This is a genomic window from Saccharospirillum sp. HFRX-2, assembly GCF_043196805.1.
GTDB lineage: Bacteria > Pseudomonadota > Gammaproteobacteria > Pseudomonadales > Natronospirillaceae > Saccharospirillum.
In genome coordinates, this window is the sequence record NZ_JBEBMU010000003.1 from 187205 (window position 1) to 206785 (window position 19581).

Consider the following 19581-nt stretch of genomic DNA (forward strand, 5'->3'; position numbering starts at 1 on the left):
CCGCTCGCACCACCATCAAGTTTGAAAATGCAACCAATTCGCAATACCATTCCCTTCCTACAGATTCTTCTGCTCTGACCTCCAAGAGTGCCCATGACTGCGAATTCCACCGCTAACTCTTCCCGCAACTCTCACAACACCGGCAGCCGTTTGCATGGCGAAGCCCTGACTGTGGGTTATGACGATGCCAATATTCTCGATGGTGTCGATTTTGAAGTGCCCGATGGTGAAGTGACCATTCTGGTTGGCCCCAACGGCAGCGGTAAGTCGACGCTGCTGAAAGCGTTGGCGCGTATTCTGTCGCCGCGTTCGGGGCAGGTGATTTTGGATGGTGAAGACATTCATCGCAGCAAGACGCGCGAAGTGGCTAAGAAACTCGGCCTGTTGCCGCAGGGGCCGATCGCGCCGGAAGGTTTGACCGTGCGTGAACTGGTCGGGCAGGGTCGCTTTCCGCACCAAAGCCTGCTGCGCCAGTGGTCGAGTGACGACGAGCGGGCGGTGAACAGCGCCATGGAAACCGCGCAGGTGATGGAGTTTGCCGACCGGCCGGTCGATGGTTTGTCCGGCGGTCAGCGTCAACGTTGCTGGATTGCCATGGTGCTGGCGCAGGAAACCGATCTGATTCTGCTCGATGAACCGACCACCTTTCTCGATCTGAAAGTGCAGGTCGACTTGATGGATATGCTGGTGCGGCTGGCCCACGACACCGGTCGTACTTTGGTGATCGTACTGCACGAACTGAACCTTGCCGCCGCCTATGCCGACCGGCTGGTGATGTTGCGCAGCGGTCGCATTGAGCAGTCCGGCACGCCGGAAGCCATCTTTAACAGCGCTAACCTGAAGGCGGTGTTCGATCTGGATGCGCATGTGATTCGCGATCCGCATTCGCAACGCCTGCTCTGCGTGCCGTCCTCTTTAGGCGAGGTGTCGTCGACCGTTGAGGTTGGAGCCCGCATCGCATGACGGCAGCCGCCGTCGCCAACCCTGGATCACGACAGCATCTGTGGCTGGGCCTGTCGGCTTTGCCGCTGTGTTTGTTGGTGATCGCCGTTTTATTTGCCTGGCATCTGGCCGTAGGTGCGCGCCCGGTGCCGCTGGGTACGGTGTTTCAGGCATTGCTGCATTTCGATCCCAGTCAGTTTGATCACATCATCGTGCGTCAGTTGCGTTTGCCGCGAGCGCTGATGGCGGTGCTGGTCGGCGCCAGTCTGTCGGTGTCCGGCGCTTTATTGCAGGGCGTGACGCGTAATCCGCTGGCCGAACCCCATATCCTCGGCTTGATGGCCGGCGCTTCTTTTGCCGTGGTCATGGTGATTGGCGTGTTCAACTGGCTCGACGGTTTCTGGTTGCCCTGGGTCGCCGCTTTGGGGGCTTTGGTGGCGGCGCTGGTGGTCTGGCTGATTGCCCAGTGGGCACCCGGTGGCGCCACGCCGCTGACTCTGACGCTGGCCGGCGCTGCCATTACTGCTTTTCTGACCGCGCTGATTTCCGTGGCGCATCTGCTCAATCAGGATTCGTTTGAACAGCTGCGCGTCTGGCTGGTCGGCTCGCTGGCCGGTTCCGGTCGGGATCTGATCTGGGTGGCGTTGCCGTGGCTGGGTATTGCGCTGGCGCTGGCCATGCTGCTGGCCAACAAGGTGACGATATTGGCGATGGGCGATGAGGTCGCGCTTGGTTTGGGCGTGCGCACCGGCTGGCTGAAAGTGCAGGCGCTGCTCTGTGTGGTCGCGCTGACTGCCGGTTCCGTGGCATTGGCCGGCCCACTGGCCTTTGTCGGCCTGGTGATTCCTCACGCCGTGCGGCTGTTTTTCGGTTCCGATTACCGCTGGATCGTGCCCTATTCGGCGTTGATCGGCGCGGCTTATCTGCTCGGCGTCGACATCATCGCCCGGCTGATTCTGCGGCCACAGGAAATCGCCACCGGCATTGTCACCGCCTTGGTCGGGGCGCCGCTGTTTATTCACTTGGTTCGGCAGCGAGCGCGCTAATGGCTAAAGCATCCCCTTCTGTCTACTGGACCCTGCGTCTGGCCAATGAACGCCTGGCATTGCGACTGCCACGCCAACCCTTGCTGGCGTTAGTCGGGATGTGTCTGGCGTTACTGGCGCTGCTGGCGCTGAGTTTGATGCTGGGCAGTTATTCGATGTCACCGGCCGAGGTGTGGCAGGTGCTGAACGGCCTGCATGCTGAATCAGACCGCGCCATCGTGGTGTGGGAATTCCGCTTTCCGCGAACCCTGGTGGCGGCGCTGGTGGGCGCCATGCTCGCCATGTCGGGCGCTGCCTTGCAAAACGTTACCCGCAACGGCCTGGCCGACCCGGCGTTGGTGGGTATTTCACAGGGCGCCGGTCTGGCGGTGGTGTCGCTGACCATTGTTTGGCCGCAGCTGCCCGGCAGTTGGTATCCCTGGGCGGCTTTTTGCGGTTCGCTGATCGTTGCTGCGTTGATTCAGGCATTAAGCTGGAATCGACAGGGCGGCAGTTCCATTCGTTTTATTTTGATGGGCATCGGCATGGCGGCTTTTATTACCGCCATTACCTCTGCCTTGCTGACCTACGGCGATGTTCAGCGCGCCTTATCGGCGCTGGCCTGGCTCAGCGGCAGTCTGCACACCGCAGGCTGGCCGGATGTTCAGATGCTGAGCCTGTGGCTGGTGCTGCTGTTGCCGCTGGCGCTGGGGTTATCGCGTGCCATGGCGGCGCTGCAGATGGGTGAAGATACCGCTATTGGTCTGGGCGTATCGGCGCGCCGGGTCCGCTATGCCCTGATCAGTGTGGCGGTAGCGCTCGCAGCGATTGCCACGGCGGTGGTTGGCCCGCTGGGGTTTGTCGGGCTGATTGCGCCTCACGCCGCGCGCCGGCTTGCCCGGGCCGGGGTCGGGTTACACCTGTTACTGACGGCGCTGCTGGGTGCGCTGCTGGTGATGTTGGCCGATCTGCTTGGTCGCGCGCTGTTCGCCCCCATACAGATTCCGGCGGGCTTGGTGACGGCCATCATTGGTGTGCCGTTCTTTGTGGTATTGCTGCACCGGGCTCAGGCCAAAAGCACCTTCTAACGCGGAGTCATCGATGACGCAGTTTTGCGCTCAATACAGTCAAGAGGTTGGCGAGCCGCTGCCCGGTACCGCAGCGCATCTGCCCAATAACCTCTTACTCAGTTGGCCCATTGGCGACTGGACCCGGACCTACCATCAGGCCAAGTCGATGACGCCGGAGGTGTCCGACCAGATTCGCGCCCTGGTGGCTGCCGGCCGTCGCGTCAATCTGATCCATCGCGCCGATCAAGGCGGTGATGTGCATCGCGCTTACTTAATGCCCGAATGTCTGGCCTTTAACGTCCCACGCGGGGAACTGGCTGCATTCCTCGATGCCCTGCAACAGCAGCAATCGCTGGCGCCTTGGCAGGTTGGCGCGGTGCACAGCCGCATCCTGCTGTGCTGCACCCACGGCGTAAAAGACAAATGCTGCGCCAAGTTCGGCAACGCCGCCTTCAAAGCTCTGGATCAGGCGGCGCAAGCCTATGACGACGCTTTTGAAATCTGGCAGAGCAGCCATCTGGGCGGCTGTCGGTTGGCATCCTCGGCGCTGATGTTTCCGGCGCTGCGCAAATACGGTCGCATCGAACCGGAGCAGGCCGGCGCGCTGTTGCAGGCCGAGCTGGCCGACCAACCTTATTTGCCCAACTACCGTGGCGATGGCCGGTTAAGCCCGGCGCAGCAAGTCGCTGATGTGGCGGCGCGTGAGCATTTGCAATCGGCCGGCACAGTGCCGTTGAACATTGAGCTGACCGAGCTGCCTGCAAGCCGCGCAGGCGGTCTCGATTTCCACGCCCACTGGCAGTCCGTCAGTGCTGAGGGCGCGCTGTATGTACAGCTTGAAGCCATCACTAGCGTTCGTTACGGCACCTGTGCGGATATCGACGAAGGCCTGCCACCGGCGGTTTACGACACCTGGCAGCCAGTCGTTGTTGAAGCGGTAAGCTGAGTTCGACAAAGCGCATCACAAAACGTTATGGGAATTGTTATCATTAACGTTTTGGTCCAAGTGAAGGATATAAGATGCGCTGCCCTGGTTCTGTGTTCCGTCGTTACGCCGTTTTACTCGCCCTCAGTGTCGCCGCTGCGTTTGCTCAGGCCGACACCCAATACCCGCTCAGTCTGGACACCAAATTCGGCACCACTGTCATTCCCGCCCAACCCGAACGCGTCGCCTCAATCGATTACGCCGGTGGCGATAACTTACTGGCACTGGGCTACCAACCGCTAACGGTGCGTTACTGGTTTGGCGATTACGACAACAGCTACTGGCCCTGGGTACAGCCGCTGGTCACCAAACAACCGCAAGTGTTACGCGGTGAACTGAACTTCGAACAAATTGCCGCCACCGAACCCGATGTGATCATCGCCATCCGCTCCGGCATTACCGCTCAGGAATATCAGCAGTTGAGCAAAATTGCCCCCGTGGTGGCGGTGCCGCCGGGTGTTGGTGATTACGCGCTGACCTGGGACCAACGCGCGCGCCTGGTCGCCCGGGTGTTGAATCGCACCGACGCGGCTGAAGCGCGCATCGCCGAGGTCGAAAATCGCCTGCAACAAGCCGCCGATCAGCATCCCGATTGGCGGGGCAAAAATTTCGTGATGGCGACCTACTGGAACAACAGCGTGGGTGTTTATTCCGCCGAAGACACCTCGGTGGCGTTGATCCAGGCCATGGGCCTGACCGTCTTGCCCGAAGTTACAGCGCTGACCGAGCCGGGCGAGTTCTACATCACCCTGTCGGAAGAAGAACTGCCGCGTTTGGATGCCGACCTGTTGTTCTGGTACAGCTCGGCGGATTCGCGCCAACAGATCGAACAACTGCCGCTGCGGCCACAATTACGCGCCTACCAAGAAGGCCGTGAAATCTTCCTGCCCGACACCTCCGAGCGCAACGGCGCGCTGTCTTACGGCACGCTGCTGAGCCTGCCATACGCGGTCGATCTGCTGGTGCCATTGATAGAAACCGCCATCGATGGCGACCCGAACACCCAAGTTCCCGAACAGGATTAATCGCCATGACCTTAAACGCGCTGAAAACGCTTTTGCTGGCTGTGCTGCTTAGCCCATTGCTGGCACTGGCCGAAACCCAGACCGTGATCGACGACGCCGGTCGTGAAGTCGAGATTCCGCTGCAAGCACAGCGGGTGATTTCGCAAAACGACAACCGCCTGACCTTACCGTTACTGGAACTGGGCGTACCGCTGGTCGGCAGTGCAGGCCGTTTGGATGCCCAAGGCCAACCCTACCTGCGCGCCGTACCGGATTTGCTCGGCATCACCTTCGCCAACAGCGACATCGACTTTATTGGCAGCTACAACGAACTGGATTACGAACGCATTGCCAGCCTGCAGCCGGATTTGATCATCACCATGATCGAAACCCAGGCCGAACCACTGTCGCGCATTGCGCCAACGGTGGTCATCGATCCCAACGAATATCCGGTGCGCGAAGGCATGCAACGCCTGGCCGAGATCACCGGCCAGCAAGCCAACTACCAACGCCTGGACGCCAACTATCAACGCAAGTTGGCGCAAACGCGCGGTTACTTCGAAGCGCTGGAAACCAAACCGGACATCAGCGTGGTGTTCTCGTTTCCCGCCGGCGACGCCCTCTACGTGTATCGCGACCTAGGCGCCTTAACCGTCGCCATCGACGACCTCGGCCTAGCGTTACCCGACTGGATTGCGCAAATGGACGAACGCCAGATCTCACTCAGCCCGGAACGGCTGATGGATATAGACGCCGACTTCCTGATCAACTTCTACGGCAGCACCCCAGAAGACGGCCCCGAAGCCGTGCGCGCTGGCCTAAACAGCTTTTTCCCCAGCTGGTGCCAGGCACTCCACGCCTGCCGCCAAGGCCAGGTGCTGTTCTTCCCCTACGCCAGCTTCGGCTACGCGTTCAGTGCGTTGGAACTGAATTTGGATTTGTTGACCACGCATGTTGTTGGGCGGGATTGGCAGAAAAAAGCTGACTGATAGATAGCTGGTAAAGCCATGGCGGGGTATTAATGGGCGCGATCAGGAATAACAGCGCCAGGCCCCGCCAGCACGGGTTCTATCGTTTTGAACCCATCGCCAAGGAAGGCGTTCTGAACATTATTGAACATCGTTCACTCCCCCAAAGCGGACACATCCGCGCCACCTAATCTTGAACTCCATCACATTTAGCGTTAACCCTAGATGCACCGCAGATTTCGTCTGATGACAAGTAATACCATTGGTGTGCCCTGTAACCGGCCTGGCGGTAGCGTGGTTATTGCGAAGAGCTTAAGGGAGATGCCGTTGCTTATTTCGAATAGGTGTTGATAGCAAACAAGGCTCGCGTCTTTGGAGATACTGATACAAGGAATAGGCGTCGGGGACAGTTTCTCTGAATTGATGTTAGCGGTAGTAAGCCTTCAACCACACTGGGATATACGATAGCTGAAAATACTGTGGTTACGTGGAACCAAGGTTGCGCCTAAATAAGAGGCGTAAGTGACAATGAATAGGCTGTTATGACTAAATCGAAATCGGAGGTCCTATGAGCTGGAAAGACAAAATAGCAGGCGCTTTTGGCGTCGCCGACAAGAAGTTTGCCGGTCACGCAAATGATTCTGAGAGAGCGGCGGAGCTACTTGAAGCAGCGAATAAAGAAAATGTTGGCTATGCGGATTATCTAAAAGGCATTGAAGATTGGCTAAAATCGCAAGGCTGCAACCAGCAACATATTGATCAAGAAATGGCAAAGGTAAGGGATGTTTCGTCGTACCTAAAGTATGACTAGTTATCTTTGTTCAAGTCATAACAATGCGCGGCAATTCGCCACTTTAGGTGCCGGACGCTCGCAAGCTGGCGCCGTTGCGCTTGTCATTAATACTCAATACAGGGGGCAAGATGAACGAATATTGCGTCAGTAACCAATTGATTTATAACAGTCGGAGGCATAACGACGGATTTTTCGTTGAGGCTTTTCCTTCACTACAAAGCCGGGCATGGTGTGGGCGTTATGTGAGAAAGAAATCTTCGCGATGAAGGTATTAGACAGAATTAATCTCATTAATCTCATTGATCGAATTGGCGGTGAACTCCAGTCGAAGATGGGCTTTTCTGACATCGATGTTTTTCTCGGTGCCTACGGCATTGACTGCAGGGATTTCCAACCGAGTGTTAATAGCAAGTGGGTTTACGTTAAGGAGCTATTGGCCGGTGCGAAAGAAGATTTGGTGCTCAGTATCGCAGACGAGTTAGAACTAGACCACGCGTACTCTTCAAGCGCCCCTAAAGAGGCTACGTTTTGGAAAGTTGGACATTTCAGATTGTTTTTAAGCCACCTTGCTTCCTTTAAGGTCAAAACTGGTCAACTCCAACATGTACTAAGGAATTACGCCATCTCGGGGTTTGTTGCACACGAGGATATTGAGCCTAGTGAAGTTAACAGGACACCCATCATAGGAAATCATTAAGATGGGTGTCCTGTTAGTTCCAAAGGCGTAAGTGACAAGAAATAAGCTGTTAGCTGTAAGTAGAAATCAGAGATATGAGATAGATGACGAATACGACAACAAAAACATTATCTCCTGAAGAATATGCTCAAGAATTTAGGGGAAAGGAGTTGGCAGCATTTAATCAGGCTGTCGATATTCGTAAATTTGAAATCGAACTTTACTGGAAAAGGGCTACTTATTTTTGGACATTTATCGGTGCTACTTTTGCTGCGTTCTTAGCTGTGCAGGCATCTGACTCACCTTTAAGAACCGATCTTTCTGTTTTCCTATCTTGTATAGGGTTGGTGTTTTCATTTGGTTGGGTGTGTGTAAATAAAGGAAGTAAGTACTGGCAGGAAAACTGGGAAAAACATGTTGACATATTAGAGGACGGTATCACCGGGCCTCTATATAAAATCGAGTTAAAGCGAAATGATGAAATGAATGGGTGTCAACGTGCTTCCAATTTTATTACAGGGCCAGCAGAAGTTTCGGTGTCAAAGGTTAATATACTTATCAGTATATATGTGTTCCTGTTGTGGATATTATTTCTTATTTACTCGCTGCCGGAGTTGAATAAGTCCGCCGATATTAATTGGTACTATGTGGTCTCCATTATTCTGTCAGTGCTTGTATGTATTTCATTCATTTGGCAAGGTAAATCATATAAAGACGGGCTTTATCATATTGCGAAAAAAAGACAGTCTAAAGTCAAGCCAGCTAACGATTCAATTCAGCCGACCGCTAACGCATCGGCTGATTAGATGTTATGAAGATCAAGATTCAATATATGAGAAAAGTAAATGACTAATGATAATGAAGAGTACGATAGCGATGAGCTAATAGGACACCTACCTTAACCGCTATGCACTACGATGGGTGTCCTATTTGCCTTTCGAAGGTGGAGCTTACGGCGTCACCTTTTTTGCCTCCTTATCTCCAAATGCTATTGGGCTAGGAATCTACTTCGTGCATGCAAATCTTGGGATACTCTACTATCCAAAATATAGTCTTCAGGGAGAGATAATAAAGGGTAAAAGTCCAGTCGATTTTATTAAGTCTATACTTGAAAAATATAATATGCCTTTGCATGGTTTTTATCTGGATGAGCAGGGGAGATTCAAGCATATTGACGCTAGGAAATTACTGGCTTAGCAATGGAAGTCAGTCTGACTGCCTTTCCGTTCCTTGTTTTGCGCTTTAACGCTCCGCTAGCGCAAAACAATCCACTATAAAGCCGCAGCTGCTTACGGCGTTAAGCATCTCATCGAAATTGGAGTTCTAAATGAGCGAAGATAAGTCAATCGAAGAAGTTGAATATGAACAAAGGCTTCGCCGACGTTTGAAGATTCTTCAAGAGCAATTTAAAGAAGGGAAGATAAGGATTGCTGAAGGACTTGATGTGGAGAAGAGCCTTCTTGCTGTTCGCACCGGTCCAGATGGTGAGGTAGATCTCGATACTGTGGACGGTCTTGTAAGGTCTATGGCGCTAGCAGTCACCGCGATGCATGATCGTGAGGAGCTTAAAAAAGAAGCTTCATTGAGTGAAATACAAAATATGTATTTTAAATTCATTGAAGACAATTTTGGAAGCTTTTTTAAGATTATGAATCAAAGAGGAATGACTCCTCATGATGCAGGAATGGCGGCACAAAATAGCGAAGGTTCTATAAAAGAAATAACAGAAAATCTCAATAAGTTTCTTGATGTGATAGATCAATTTTGGGAAGGCATTGGCGAAATAGCACACATCCATGTCGAAGATATGCATCACAACGTAAAGGGCATTTTTGGCGGTGATCTTTTTCCTTCGCATGATGAAAATATCGCGTCTAAGTGTGGTATATATACCGATACAATTATTCTTCCAGATCCTTTCTTAAGGTCTAAAGTAATTTTCGAACATTATAGTCTCGCGGATAAAGCCTACTACTTCATGAAACACGCAATGAACATCCTGCAATACAGGGAGCTGGCGTGTGCAGATGTAGAATATCCGATAGTTGTTATATTGCCTGATATGGGCGTCTTGCAAGAAGGCGAACGGGAGTTTTTCAATCGTTTAGGAAGAGAGGATTCATTAGTTCACGCGGGTAAATTGTTTGGTCGAGATTTTGAGTCTTTCGAAGAGTTAATGGACTTTTGTGGTTCATTGGACTCAATTGAAAGAACCGTCGCTGAAATATCTGACGGTAGTAGAGTCTTATTCGACACAGATTGGGATGAAGATATTGGAGACCAAATAGAAAAGGCAATGAAAAGTGAACATATGCAGCCTTTTGGTCAAATTGCTCCCGGAGTAGCGTTAGCGAGTCAAGCTCTTGGCCGCATGTCTGTCAGCAACGAAATGCTTGTTAAAGCAAGACGCTTAAATGGCACTCCGATGATAGATGCTCCGACATCCTGGCAGTACCTCGTATGGAAGATGGAGTACGATGCTGAAAGAGCTGAGTCAGAATTAAATTCTCAAGACCTCCATGTCGTTAAAGGCCTTAGTGATCTTTCAACAGGTGAGATGCATTGGATTGGAAACATCCCTCCAGAAGCACTAATTGAAATACGAAAAGAAGGCGCAATGGAAGAGATTAGAGAAATTTTAGGTAAAGGGGTAAATGATTTAATTGAAGTCAATCCTGCTAATTTTCATCGCAGTCGAGACCAGATTTTCGATAATATAAATTTAGCATTTAGCCAACACCAAAAAAATATAGATGATCTCAGTAGTAGAAAATGGAAGTTTGCAGGCAAAGATATTGGTTCGTGGTTAGTTGTTGGCTCGCTTGAAGTGGCCGCCGCAGTCACTGGAACTCCTGTTTGGGGTATGGCTACAATAGCAGCAGGTCAAATGTTTGATGTGCCGAAATTAAAAGACATTCCAAAATCAATTAGAGACCTCGCAGATGAAAACAAGAAAGTGAAGAAATCACCAGTAGGTCTTCTTTTCGATATTCATAAGAAAAATGCTTAACAAGGCGCTGCTGTCGGACAAATTTTTCGCTGCATTCCAAATTTTCCGCAGAGCGCGGCGTTATGTATAAGAGGTAGGCAATGGACGGACCGTGGTCAGAAGGACCAAAAGAATTACTTCAGCACGCTGTAGATCATATTGCACATGACGGTGATTTTGACAGACGAATCGCCATGATCAGCGTTGATAATGCGGTCGAACTCATGATCAAAACGTATCTCGGTCTACCTCGACGCAAAGACAAAGGAGGTAAACCCTCTCGGAAGCAGCTTGAAGAGGCGAGCAACTCATTTCCTCTTCTTCTAGATTTACTTGAAGAATTCGCAGGTGAAAATCTTACCGGTGTTAGTCTTGATGAAATCGAGTGGTATCACAGAATTCGGAATCAGTTATATCACTCTGGTAATGGAATAACTGTAGAAATTGCTAGGGTGCAAACCTATTTGTCTTTGGCCAAAACGTTATTTCAAAACCTTTTTAAAGTTGAGCTATCTCTGATTTCAGAGAGCCAGATCCAAAAGAAACTGGGTACATTTTTGGGTAAGTGGGGCATCTTCGAGCATGAGCTTATTGATCGAGCTAAATCTATGAATTTGCCTGATCATAGGCCGGGGGCATTGATTTTCTATAAAGCCGAGCAACCTATCAAAGAGCTCTGGCAGGAAACGAAGAATTTTAGAAATATTGCGGTCCATAGGCTGGAAACCCTTGAGGCCAAGGATTTCGACCAACCAATTGTGAATATAGATAAGCTGCGAGAGAGTACCAAGAACTACACATAACAAGGCAGTGAAATTCGTTCTGGCTCTTTGGGCCTCCACCGGACCCAATAAGCTACGCTTTTCGGTCCGTTTATTGCGGCGTTAGCTTCTCTTGAGGCAGGTTCATGATTCTATACAAGTACATGTCCTTTGGTGCTGCTCGAAAGGTGATTGAAACCCTGTCACTAGGATTTTCATGTCTTGAAGATTTGAACGACCCTTTTGAATGCACAGCCTTTGGTTTTGAAGATAGCGATGAGTCTATAAGCGCGAAAACCGCCACGGATGCTTGTAGAACCCATTTCTCGAGGAAATACGGTGTTTTATCGTTGACTCGTCAGCCGTTAAACGCGCTTATGTGGTCGCATTATGGAGACTCTCATCAAGGAGTAGTTCTTGGGTTCGATTGCGATTTGACAGGCTTTTCAGACCTGCAAAGCAATGTGATTCCAGGCCAGTACGGAGAGATGATCTACTCGGCTACGAAGCCGCACAACGATCTCCCCATGATTGGCGAAGATGAGCTACTGAATATTGGTGGTAGGCTCCGCTTTGACTCGAGTGCCTTCAACCTAATGAAGAGAGCTTTTCTGTATAAGTCTCTCGAGTGGGCATACGAAGAAGAAGTCCGTGTTGTAAAGAATATAGAGGATATCCCCTTCGGTTATCACACTGGTGGCGGTCGCTATCGTGAATGGAATAAGGTGACTGTCTCTGGTCGACCTCTATACTGCTTTGATGTGCCGGAGAACTCACTTAAGGAAATATACTTGGGGCGGCATTTATATCGAAATGTTACCAAAGAAGGCTCTGTTACTGATGAAGAGTTGAAAGGTGTGCTCCAGTCCTGGGGGAGAAAAGATATGAAGATGATGCAATGTGAACCTGATGTTCACTCATGGAAACTCGTTGCAAAACCATCTATCAACAAAAGCTAACCAATGGCTGTTGGCGGACGTACCTACGCTGGCGCTCCGGCACGCCGTAAAGCCAGGGCGTTAGATGTAGGCTCTGCTCAGAGAGAAATTTATGAACTGGAAATCAATATTAGCAACTGGGTTAGTCACGGCCATTGTTACCATAGGGACCGGAATTTTTCTCTTTTGGTGGCAAACCAAGGAACCTGAGCTTACATACAACTATGTAAGAAGTATTCCCTTTGACGATAGCGGTAGCCAAGTTTTCATTCAGCAATTTGAGGTTTCAAATAGTGGAGATGAAACAGCGGAAGATATAACCCTAATAATACGATTCCCTGAGTCACAGATAGAGAAATCAAATATACGTATTGATAATGCGATCAAATATCAAAAAGATATTAAAGATGATTCAGTGACGTTATCAATAACTAGCTTGAACCCAAACGAAGGGCTTAGTCTATCTGTATTATTAAAAAATCAGTCAACTTTGGCTTCAGAGCCCGAAGTATCACTACGGGCTAAAGGCATAGTGGGAGAAAAGATCGGGGCAACAAAAAGTGAAATTAAACCCGCCATAGGCATTGCCCTTGCTGCTGCTTATGCGGGTATTTTTGCATTCATGTTGTCAAATAAGAGATATCGAGAAATTTTTCCTCTGGTTATATTTAAGCTGCTTCGAGGTGGCTCGATTTCATCAGGTAGCCAAAAGGACAATATAGCTTCTCTTCTTTCTCTATACGGGTTCCCCGAAAAAGCGAGGGAGTACCTAAACTCCGGTAGTGCAAGGAGATATTGGGTTGAAGCAGATCTTATCGGTGCAGATGCCATCGCATCAAATGAAAAAGATCGCAAAAATATGCTCAATGTTTTAGTGCATTTAGCTGAAGAAGTTGATATGGCGTCTTCGTCAAAAGCAGTCGTACACTACAACATAGCAAGAATACAAAAATCTTTGAATTTGCAGTTTCAGGAACAACTAGATCAGGCTAAAAGTATTGATGAAAAAGAGATCAATATACGCTTAAAAAGAGACCCGCTATTTAGTCAGGAAACATCTAACAAGTAAAGGTACAGGACGTCAAAAATGCCGCTTCACTCTGGCTTTTTCGCCCGTGCTTTAGGCGTTAAGTGCAATAGGAAAAAGAGTTTCGAGTGAGTCTAAAAAAAGAGATAAGAAAACTAGTTAACTCAGACTTAGACAAACTTCAAAAGGAAGACTTGCCTAATCAAGAAACATTAGAGAAATCCTTCAAAAGAGTTTCCGAGTTGGCACCAATACTAAATGAGATAACTGAATCTGCAAATAAAGGCTTCATTAAAACGGAAATAAAGAATAACTGGGAAGGTTATACAGCTGCTGCATTTATTCGATTAGGTGATCTAAAATTCTATGGTGATTGCACACACTCAGGTGACATGCTGCCAATCGGGGAAGGTTCATACTGGTACTTCTTCCCCTGTTACTCCAAAGATGGAAAAGAGAGCTGGAGTTTCAATGACCAACGTTAGTTAAAAGGACACCCACCCTAGCGAAAACACCATTGAACCAATGATCTTTCAAAACATTTTAGTTGCGATATAAACAGTTGATGCGTTCGATATTGGTTTTTAAACATCTACGCAGTATCAATGCCAAATTTCAGGCACGATAAATCACTGAAGAAGATCAGTCGGCGGATTTTTCGAGAAAGATTTATTGAGTTAAAAGCACTGAGGCAGAACGCCCCGGGTGTTCGTCGATAGCCGAGTTTTTTGCAAGCGCTAATTAGTAGTCTAATAAGTAGTCTAATAGGACACCCACCTTAGGAAGTCGTTAAGTGGGCGCCCAATTAGCCTTTAGTTTTTACATCCATTTTTATTGCAGGTGATAGCACTATTGGTATTTGTCCAATGCGATGGGTTTTTAGTGGTATCAATTCCGCAACCTGTATCTCTGCCTTTTTGCCCTTTGTGCACGATACTTTCACCGTTCGGAGGGGTATGTCGTACAGCCATAGTTTTGTTCCTCATAATGGTTTAGTTTGAAGCCAAGTCAGACAGCGACCAATCTAACCAATAGCAGGGTAAATGGCTTAGATCAAATTAGAGGAGCAAGGGGCTAGCAAGACACCTACTTTTAGCAATAGTTATGTATTCGCTCCGGCATCTTAACCATAGATTATGCATTGCAGGCGATTCTATGAGCATCGAGAGAGATTATAAGGTATTGATCTATAAAGCCGATGAACTTGTGGCCACTTACGAGTTACATACGGAGCTTGAGGATGGCGAATATGTGGATGTCTCATCCCTCCACTTAGATGGATTGTTTACCGAAGACCCACTCGAAGACGAGGGAGTCAATGTAATTTTAGACTCTGGCTTAGATTCAGGCGTTGGCATCGCCAATGGTTACAAGATCTTGTGGACATTGCTTTCCGAATCAGAAGGTTAAACCAAGCAAGTTAGTTAACAAGACATATATGGACGCCCGACCACTGTCAAGGCATAGCGGCCTTCAGGTTGGGCGAAAGCCCAACGCCTTTGTTTTATTTTGTCACTGCCATTATCAATCAAAGGAATGATGCAAAGTACAGTCGTACTGACATATATCCGGCCTTCTGATTGGGGTTTCTTGAGAATACCCCGGGCCCTGATGAGATCCGCACTTGACTGTCTAAAACACCCATTCGGTTTAAATCAACCGTGTCCTGACCAGACTCGTGTCAAGGCGGATTGACCGCTTAATCATCATTGCATCTGTAGTCCCCCACAAACCTGTTTTTTTTATCTGACGTTACAGATTGTTGAATCCCTTGTTCAGCACTAGCGGAATTTTCAAACCTTAGTTAATTCGAAAATCGTCATGCAAATTACGCCAGTGTATCTGCAATTTTTCCTTGTGCGTCTCATTCATTGGAAGGTCTTCAATCATTTCCCGCCAATGAGTTCGAGCCTTATCCATTACATCATCCAAGTGCGGTTTAATGGCTCTCCAGGGAATCTCAGCATGATCAGCCCACGACTGAAAATGTTCCATTGAGACGGCGTACCAATCTTTAGTCTTTCCTAAGTTGAGCGCGAAATTTTTTTCACCATCGATATAGACGTTCGTGGTGACGATGTCGTATGCGGGTGAAAGTCGGGGCGTGAATGTGTCTGAATAAATCAAACTCCAATTCTTCAAATGCGCATCGCCGTTAGCTAGAAGAATATTAACGAGTAGTCTTCTGGCTAACTGTTGTGCATCAGTTATGCTGTTGCCAGAGTAACTGTAAATGAGTCGGCCGATTTGTTCGTAGTTGGCGTTGTTGTACTTTTCATGCGCATATTTGACCAAAACCTGGGCAAAGTCTTCCATGTGAATGCGCGCGTCACCATTGCGGTCAAAACGTTTAATTGCAAAAGCTAGCTTTTCATCGGGTAGATTTATCGGAGGAAGATTGTCGAGTTTATTCAGTTCAACCAATTTTATTTCTGGAATATCGACACCAACCGATTCAGCTAGTTTCATTGCCGTGTATTCATTCAGAGGTACATCTTTATGCCGGGTGGATGGCGTTTTAACAATCCAATCTCCCAAAACGCCGTTTTTGGAAAGGTTGTAGCGTCCATCCTTTTCTTTCATTGAAAATTTCATTTGGACACCGGCCAACGAAAATTTATTTTCCGCTGATGTTTTTTCAAACCTTACTGCGCGAACGTCGCCGTAAGTACTGAGTATATTTCCTGGAACATCGTCAGGCTCCAAAGGCTCGGCGATCAAAGCGCCAGGCAAATCATCACCCAAATATGAAAAAATACGGAACTCGTTGTCGGTATGGACTTTGAGCTCTCGTGCAATTAACTCACGCAATGAGCCTTCAGGAAGTAAGTTAGACAGAACAGGATGTAATTTTTGATTTTTTGCCCAAGGTTCCGACAGTATCTGTCTAGAACGAGGAAATGCTGGATGAGTGATCAAACTGAATGTGGGGCGGTTTGTATCATTTATGAATTCTTCGGCAAAACTAAGCACGTTCTTACCGTTTTGAAAGCCAGCCAAATAGCCAACCAATCTTCCGTGCAAGCTCAACTTAAGCACGTTTATTTCATTGCTACGGTCGTCACTCATGATTCATCCTCCAGCAAACCCTGCCACGGATCATCTGAAAGACTTTCCTTTGCCTCTTCCCCAACCCCATTTCCCGGTTGAAGCCTTTGCGCGCTGCCTGGCTCGGAACTCTCGTGCTCAAGGAGCGCCAAAACAACGCCTAGTTTTTCCTTTGGAATGAGTACAAGCTCGCTATTCAAACCCTTAGCGATCAACTCCAGCGTATCCAGCCTGGGGTTGCCTTTTGATTCCAGACGCTGATATTGCTGACGCGAAACGCCAACGCGCATCATCATATCGCTCTGTTTAAGGCCAAGAGCCAGTCGCCGCCGTTTTATCTGTCGCAGTATCGATTTCATCATGGTCAACGTATATGTTGCTTTTCCAGTATATAGCAACATATTGGTTGCTTATTTTGCAGAAGGCAACTTATTTGTTGCTTTTAAGGTGTTCATCCTATCGAAAACAGAAAAAGAAACATATAAGTTGCTTTTTCTATTGAGCTTTAATGTTGTACTGCTGGACCAAAACCTCACGACTTTCCCACTCAAGCATTTGCTTCCAAGCTTTCACACAAAGCGTTTCAACCAATACTGCACCTTGAAACACCGTTCATCGCCAAAAGCGGACATGACCGCACCCATAAATTTGAGATGCGTCACAAAAAGGCGTAGTCGTAACCCTATTCGGATAATTAAGAACTTGGCGCGCTCTGTAACCGGCTGGGCGGTAGCGTACGTAGTGGACCTTTCTTACTTAGCAGTGGCGTTATCAACCATCACTGCTTTGCCTTAACTGAAATCAGCCTCATACGATTCTTTAAAGATAAGTATCTTGTTTGCTGTTCTTGATAAAACGAAACTATGAAAATCGACCTAGTTAATGTGTAAGTAATTATGCGGAGAGTTAACAAAACACCCATCATAGGAAATCGTTCAGATGGGTGTCTTTCCGTGTCAAGGCTTAAGGTGGGTGTCCAGGTAAGCTGGTAAGCTATCTCAGCTGTAAGCGAATTAATGTCAGTAGTTAAATGGATATCTCGTTTATAGTGTGTACTGACAATCAGCGAGCTAAGCCCAATGCCAATAATCACTCTGACGGGCTACATCGATGTTCCCATCGGCGACCTGGATTCTTTGCTAGCGGAATTGCCCACGCATATCGATCGGACGCGGGCGGAAGCCGGTTGTTTGGATTTTCGCGTTGAGCAAGATCCCAATGAGCATACCCGTTTTACTGTCTATGAAGTGTTTGCCAGCGAGACGGCATTTGCGTTACATCAGCAGAACGTTAAAGCCTCTCGCTGGGGAGCGGTTAGTAACAATGTTATACGGAATTACCGTATTCAACGCAGTTAATACCGGCCAGATTGGATGTGTATGAAACGGTACATAGTTATGGGCACAGTAGGATAAGGCGTGGGAAAGGTTGTCTGCATAGGTTGGTCAACGGTGAAGGGATGACTTCGTTGATTGGGATGGTTTTAAGTTATAGAACAATGAAAACGCTACACCATTATCGCTGTGCTATCGCTGATGTATCCATGGCTGCAACTGCCGGATAATTCGTTAGCGATTTTAGCGTTTAAATAAGTGTATTCTCGGCCGTTTATTAGATGTTTTAGGTGCGATATTTAACGAATTCAGCATTCAATATTTTAAAAAGAAAAGGCGCCGAGGCGCCTTTTTGTTTTGTGGTTACTGTTCGTTTGAGAGCGGATTCTGTAAGGGGGTTTTGACGGACAACCGCCAATCTTTGCCATCGGTGGAACGCCACACCTCGTTATAGTTAACGTTCGAGTCGGAAATATTGAAGTAGGTATTGCCGCCAATCATCCACAGCGCATTGTCTTCTGGTTTATCTGGGTTGCTGCCGAACACTACCAGTTGATGTGAGTTGCGTGCTGAGAGAGATGGGGCATCGGTTTCCAGGTTCCATTCGACGCCATCGTTGGATGACCATATGTCATTTAGATTTATATCGTTACGTCGCCCGCCAACCAGCCATAGTTTAGGCACGGTCTCGCCGGGTGCGGCATAAACCACTAGCTCATGGCCGGCACGGCCAACGAAGCATGGTTTGGGTGTGCAGAGGTTTTGTTGGTCCCATTTTTTGCCATCCTTCGACGACCAGACATCGTTGTAGAAGGGTATTGCGCCGGTTGAAAGGTCACTCGACGTACCGCCAACCAGCCACAGTTGGTGCTCAACAGTCCCTGCCTCATCGTGAGTATCAAACACCACCACTTGATGCTCAGTGCGTCTTGGGAAGTCGGCCGCCTCGATCACTTGGTGCCAATGAATGCCATCGACTGACGACCAGACGTCATTGTTTCCGTCACCGTCCACAGAGGCACCACCAATCAACCAAAGTCGTTCGCCTTCGTTGTTGGCATCGAACACCACCACTTGATGGTCACTCCGTGCACTGAAGCAGTCGCCGGTGCAGACGGGTTCGTGTTCGGTCCAATGAACGCCGTCCGGGGAAGACCAGACATCATTGAAATAGTTTCCGCCGTTCGCACCGCCAATCACCCAAAGCTGCGGGCCCTGTGGAACGCTTTCCTCATCGCTTTTGGCCTCGAAGACTACCAGTTGATGGCCGGAGCGTGGTGCAAACAGGGGTTGGCCCGGGGCGGTTTCTACCTGCTCCCAATGGATGCCATCGGTTGAGGACCAGATGTCGTTGAGATTATTGGCCCCGTCATGTCCACCCACCAGCCACAGCCGTTCGCCCTCACCGGCATCGAAGCGGACGACTTGGGTATCGGAGCGTGGGCTGAATTCGGCATAAACGCTTTCATTTAGCTCCACTGGGGTAGTGGCTTCCCGTTCGCCCAGGCGCAAGCGGGCGTAGAGGGGTTGTTCGAGGCCGAGTTTGAGGTGGGTTTTGTCGTTGAAGGTAAAGGGCTGTTTGGTCAGTTTGTGTTCCTGGGCGCAGGTTTCGCCATCGGCGATGACATCGCAGTCCGGGTCTTGGCCGAGGTAGAAGTGTAGGTCTTCCAAGCCATTGTAGTCGCCACTGATGGTTAGTTGGCTGTTGTCAGCACCCACCCAGGCGCTGAGTTCAAGCTTAGAGTTTGGTCCGAGTGGGGGCGGGGGTGATTGTGTACCGGGCGTGGACGAGCCGGAATCACAGGCGGCCAGGCCGAGGCTTAGCAGCATGGCTAAGCTAGGTGCCGACCAATGAGTGTGTTTAAAGGGTTTGCCTAAGGTGTTAGTCATTTCGCTTCTCTCCATAACTGCTTTCCGTAACCGCTTTCTATAAATGCTTTCCATAACCGTTCTCCTTAACAGTGTGATCCAGCCGAGCTGAGCTGGTTTTTTAGATCAGCGTGCTCAGCGAACGCCAATAT

General features: G+C 49.2%; 19 protein-coding genes. 16 read left to right on the plus strand and 3 right to left on the minus strand.

Going from position 1 to position 19581, the window contains the following annotated elements:
- Positions 1-93 precede the first annotated feature (93 nt).
- The 15 genes from ABMA60_RS09200 to ABMA60_RS09270 all read left to right on the plus strand — a co-directional run bounded on the left by ABMA60_RS09200 (position 94) and on the right by ABMA60_RS09270 (position 14588).
- A complete protein-coding gene (locus tag ABMA60_RS09200; protein ID WP_392801884.1) occupies positions 94-963 on the plus strand; it encodes an ABC transporter ATP-binding protein in 870 nt (289 codons plus the stop codon).
- Positions 960-1988 carry a FecCD family ABC transporter permease gene (locus tag ABMA60_RS09205; protein WP_392801887.1) on the plus strand — a complete coding sequence of 343 codons (1029 nt, stop codon included), beginning with the start codon at positions 960-962 and terminating at the stop codon, positions 1986-1988. The genes ABMA60_RS09200 and ABMA60_RS09205 overlap by 4 nt, the downstream gene beginning before the upstream one ends.
- Complete coding sequence (locus ABMA60_RS09210; RefSeq protein ID WP_392801891.1) at positions 1988-3055, plus strand: FecCD family ABC transporter permease; 1068 nt, start codon at positions 1988-1990, stop codon at positions 3053-3055. The genes ABMA60_RS09205 and ABMA60_RS09210 overlap by 1 nt, the downstream gene beginning before the upstream one ends.
- 13 nt (positions 3056-3068) lie before the next feature.
- Positions 3069-3983, plus strand: a complete 915-nt coding sequence (locus ABMA60_RS09215) for a sucrase ferredoxin (RefSeq protein WP_392801894.1) — start codon at positions 3069-3071, stop codon at positions 3981-3983.
- Between the two features lie 74 nt (positions 3984-4057).
- A complete protein-coding gene (locus ABMA60_RS09220; protein WP_392801896.1) occupies positions 4058-5047 on the plus strand; it encodes an iron-siderophore ABC transporter substrate-binding protein in 990 nt (329 codons plus the stop codon).
- Positions 5048-5052: 5 nt separating this feature from the next.
- Positions 5053-6015 (plus strand): ABC transporter substrate-binding protein, encoded by a 963-nt coding sequence (locus ABMA60_RS09225; protein ID WP_392801899.1) that lies wholly within the window; start codon positions 5053-5055, stop codon positions 6013-6015.
- A gap of 547 nt (positions 6016-6562) precedes the next feature.
- Entirely contained in the window at positions 6563-6805 is a 243-nt protein-coding gene (locus ABMA60_RS09230; protein ID WP_392801902.1) for a hypothetical protein, read from the plus strand.
- A gap of 244 nt (positions 6806-7049) precedes the next feature.
- Positions 7050-7484: a hypothetical protein gene (locus tag ABMA60_RS09235; RefSeq protein WP_392801905.1), complete on the plus strand. Its 435-nt coding sequence runs from the start codon at positions 7050-7052 to the stop codon at positions 7482-7484.
- Between the two features lie 83 nt (positions 7485-7567).
- The gene (locus tag ABMA60_RS09240; protein ID WP_392801908.1) at positions 7568-8269 is read left to right on the plus strand and encodes a hypothetical protein; all 702 of its coding nucleotides are present in this window, start codon (positions 7568-7570) and stop codon (positions 8267-8269) included.
- A gap of 521 nt (positions 8270-8790) precedes the next feature.
- Positions 8791-10473 carry a hypothetical protein gene (locus ABMA60_RS09245; RefSeq protein WP_392801911.1) on the plus strand — a complete coding sequence of 561 codons (1683 nt, stop codon included), beginning with the start codon at positions 8791-8793 and terminating at the stop codon, positions 10471-10473.
- 80 nt (positions 10474-10553) lie between these two features.
- Positions 10554-11255 carry a hypothetical protein gene (locus ABMA60_RS09250; RefSeq protein ID WP_392801913.1) on the plus strand — a complete coding sequence of 234 codons (702 nt, stop codon included), beginning with the start codon at positions 10554-10556 and terminating at the stop codon, positions 11253-11255.
- A gap of 104 nt (positions 11256-11359) precedes the next feature.
- Entirely contained in the window at positions 11360-12172 is an 813-nt protein-coding gene (locus ABMA60_RS09255) for a DUF2971 domain-containing protein (protein WP_392801916.1), read from the plus strand.
- A gap of 91 nt (positions 12173-12263) precedes the next feature.
- On the plus strand, positions 12264-13220 hold the full coding sequence (locus tag ABMA60_RS09260) for a hypothetical protein (protein WP_392801918.1): 957 nt from the start codon (positions 12264-12266) through the stop codon (positions 13218-13220).
- Between the two features lie 86 nt (positions 13221-13306).
- Complete coding sequence (locus ABMA60_RS09265; RefSeq protein ID WP_392801920.1) at positions 13307-13663, plus strand: hypothetical protein; 357 nt, start codon at positions 13307-13309, stop codon at positions 13661-13663.
- 670 nt (positions 13664-14333) lie between these two features.
- A complete protein-coding gene (locus ABMA60_RS09270; protein ID WP_392801923.1) occupies positions 14334-14588 on the plus strand; it encodes a hypothetical protein in 255 nt (84 codons plus the stop codon).
- 390 nt (positions 14589-14978) lie between these two features.
- Here ABMA60_RS09270 and ABMA60_RS09275 read toward each other — a convergent pair whose 3' ends face one another.
- A complete protein-coding gene (locus tag ABMA60_RS09275; RefSeq protein ID WP_392801925.1) occupies positions 14979-16247 on the minus strand; it encodes a type II toxin-antitoxin system HipA family toxin in 1269 nt (422 codons plus the stop codon).
- Positions 16244-16627 (minus strand): helix-turn-helix transcriptional regulator, encoded by a 384-nt coding sequence (locus ABMA60_RS09280; protein WP_392801928.1) that lies wholly within the window; start codon positions 16625-16627, stop codon positions 16244-16246. The genes ABMA60_RS09275 and ABMA60_RS09280 overlap by 4 nt, the downstream gene beginning before the upstream one ends.
- Positions 16628-17305: 678 nt before the next feature.
- On the opposite strand from ABMA60_RS09280, the gene ABMA60_RS09285 reads away from it, so the two are divergent.
- Positions 17306-17584, plus strand: coding sequence for a putative quinol monooxygenase (locus ABMA60_RS09285; RefSeq protein WP_392801931.1), 279 nt, complete (start codon positions 17306-17308; stop codon positions 17582-17584).
- 339 nt (positions 17585-17923) lie between these two features.
- Here ABMA60_RS09285 and ABMA60_RS09290 read toward each other — a convergent pair whose 3' ends face one another.
- Positions 17924-19504, minus strand: coding sequence for a hypothetical protein (locus ABMA60_RS09290; protein WP_392801934.1), 1581 nt, complete (start codon positions 19502-19504; stop codon positions 17924-17926).
- Positions 19505-19581: the final 77 nt, after the last annotated feature.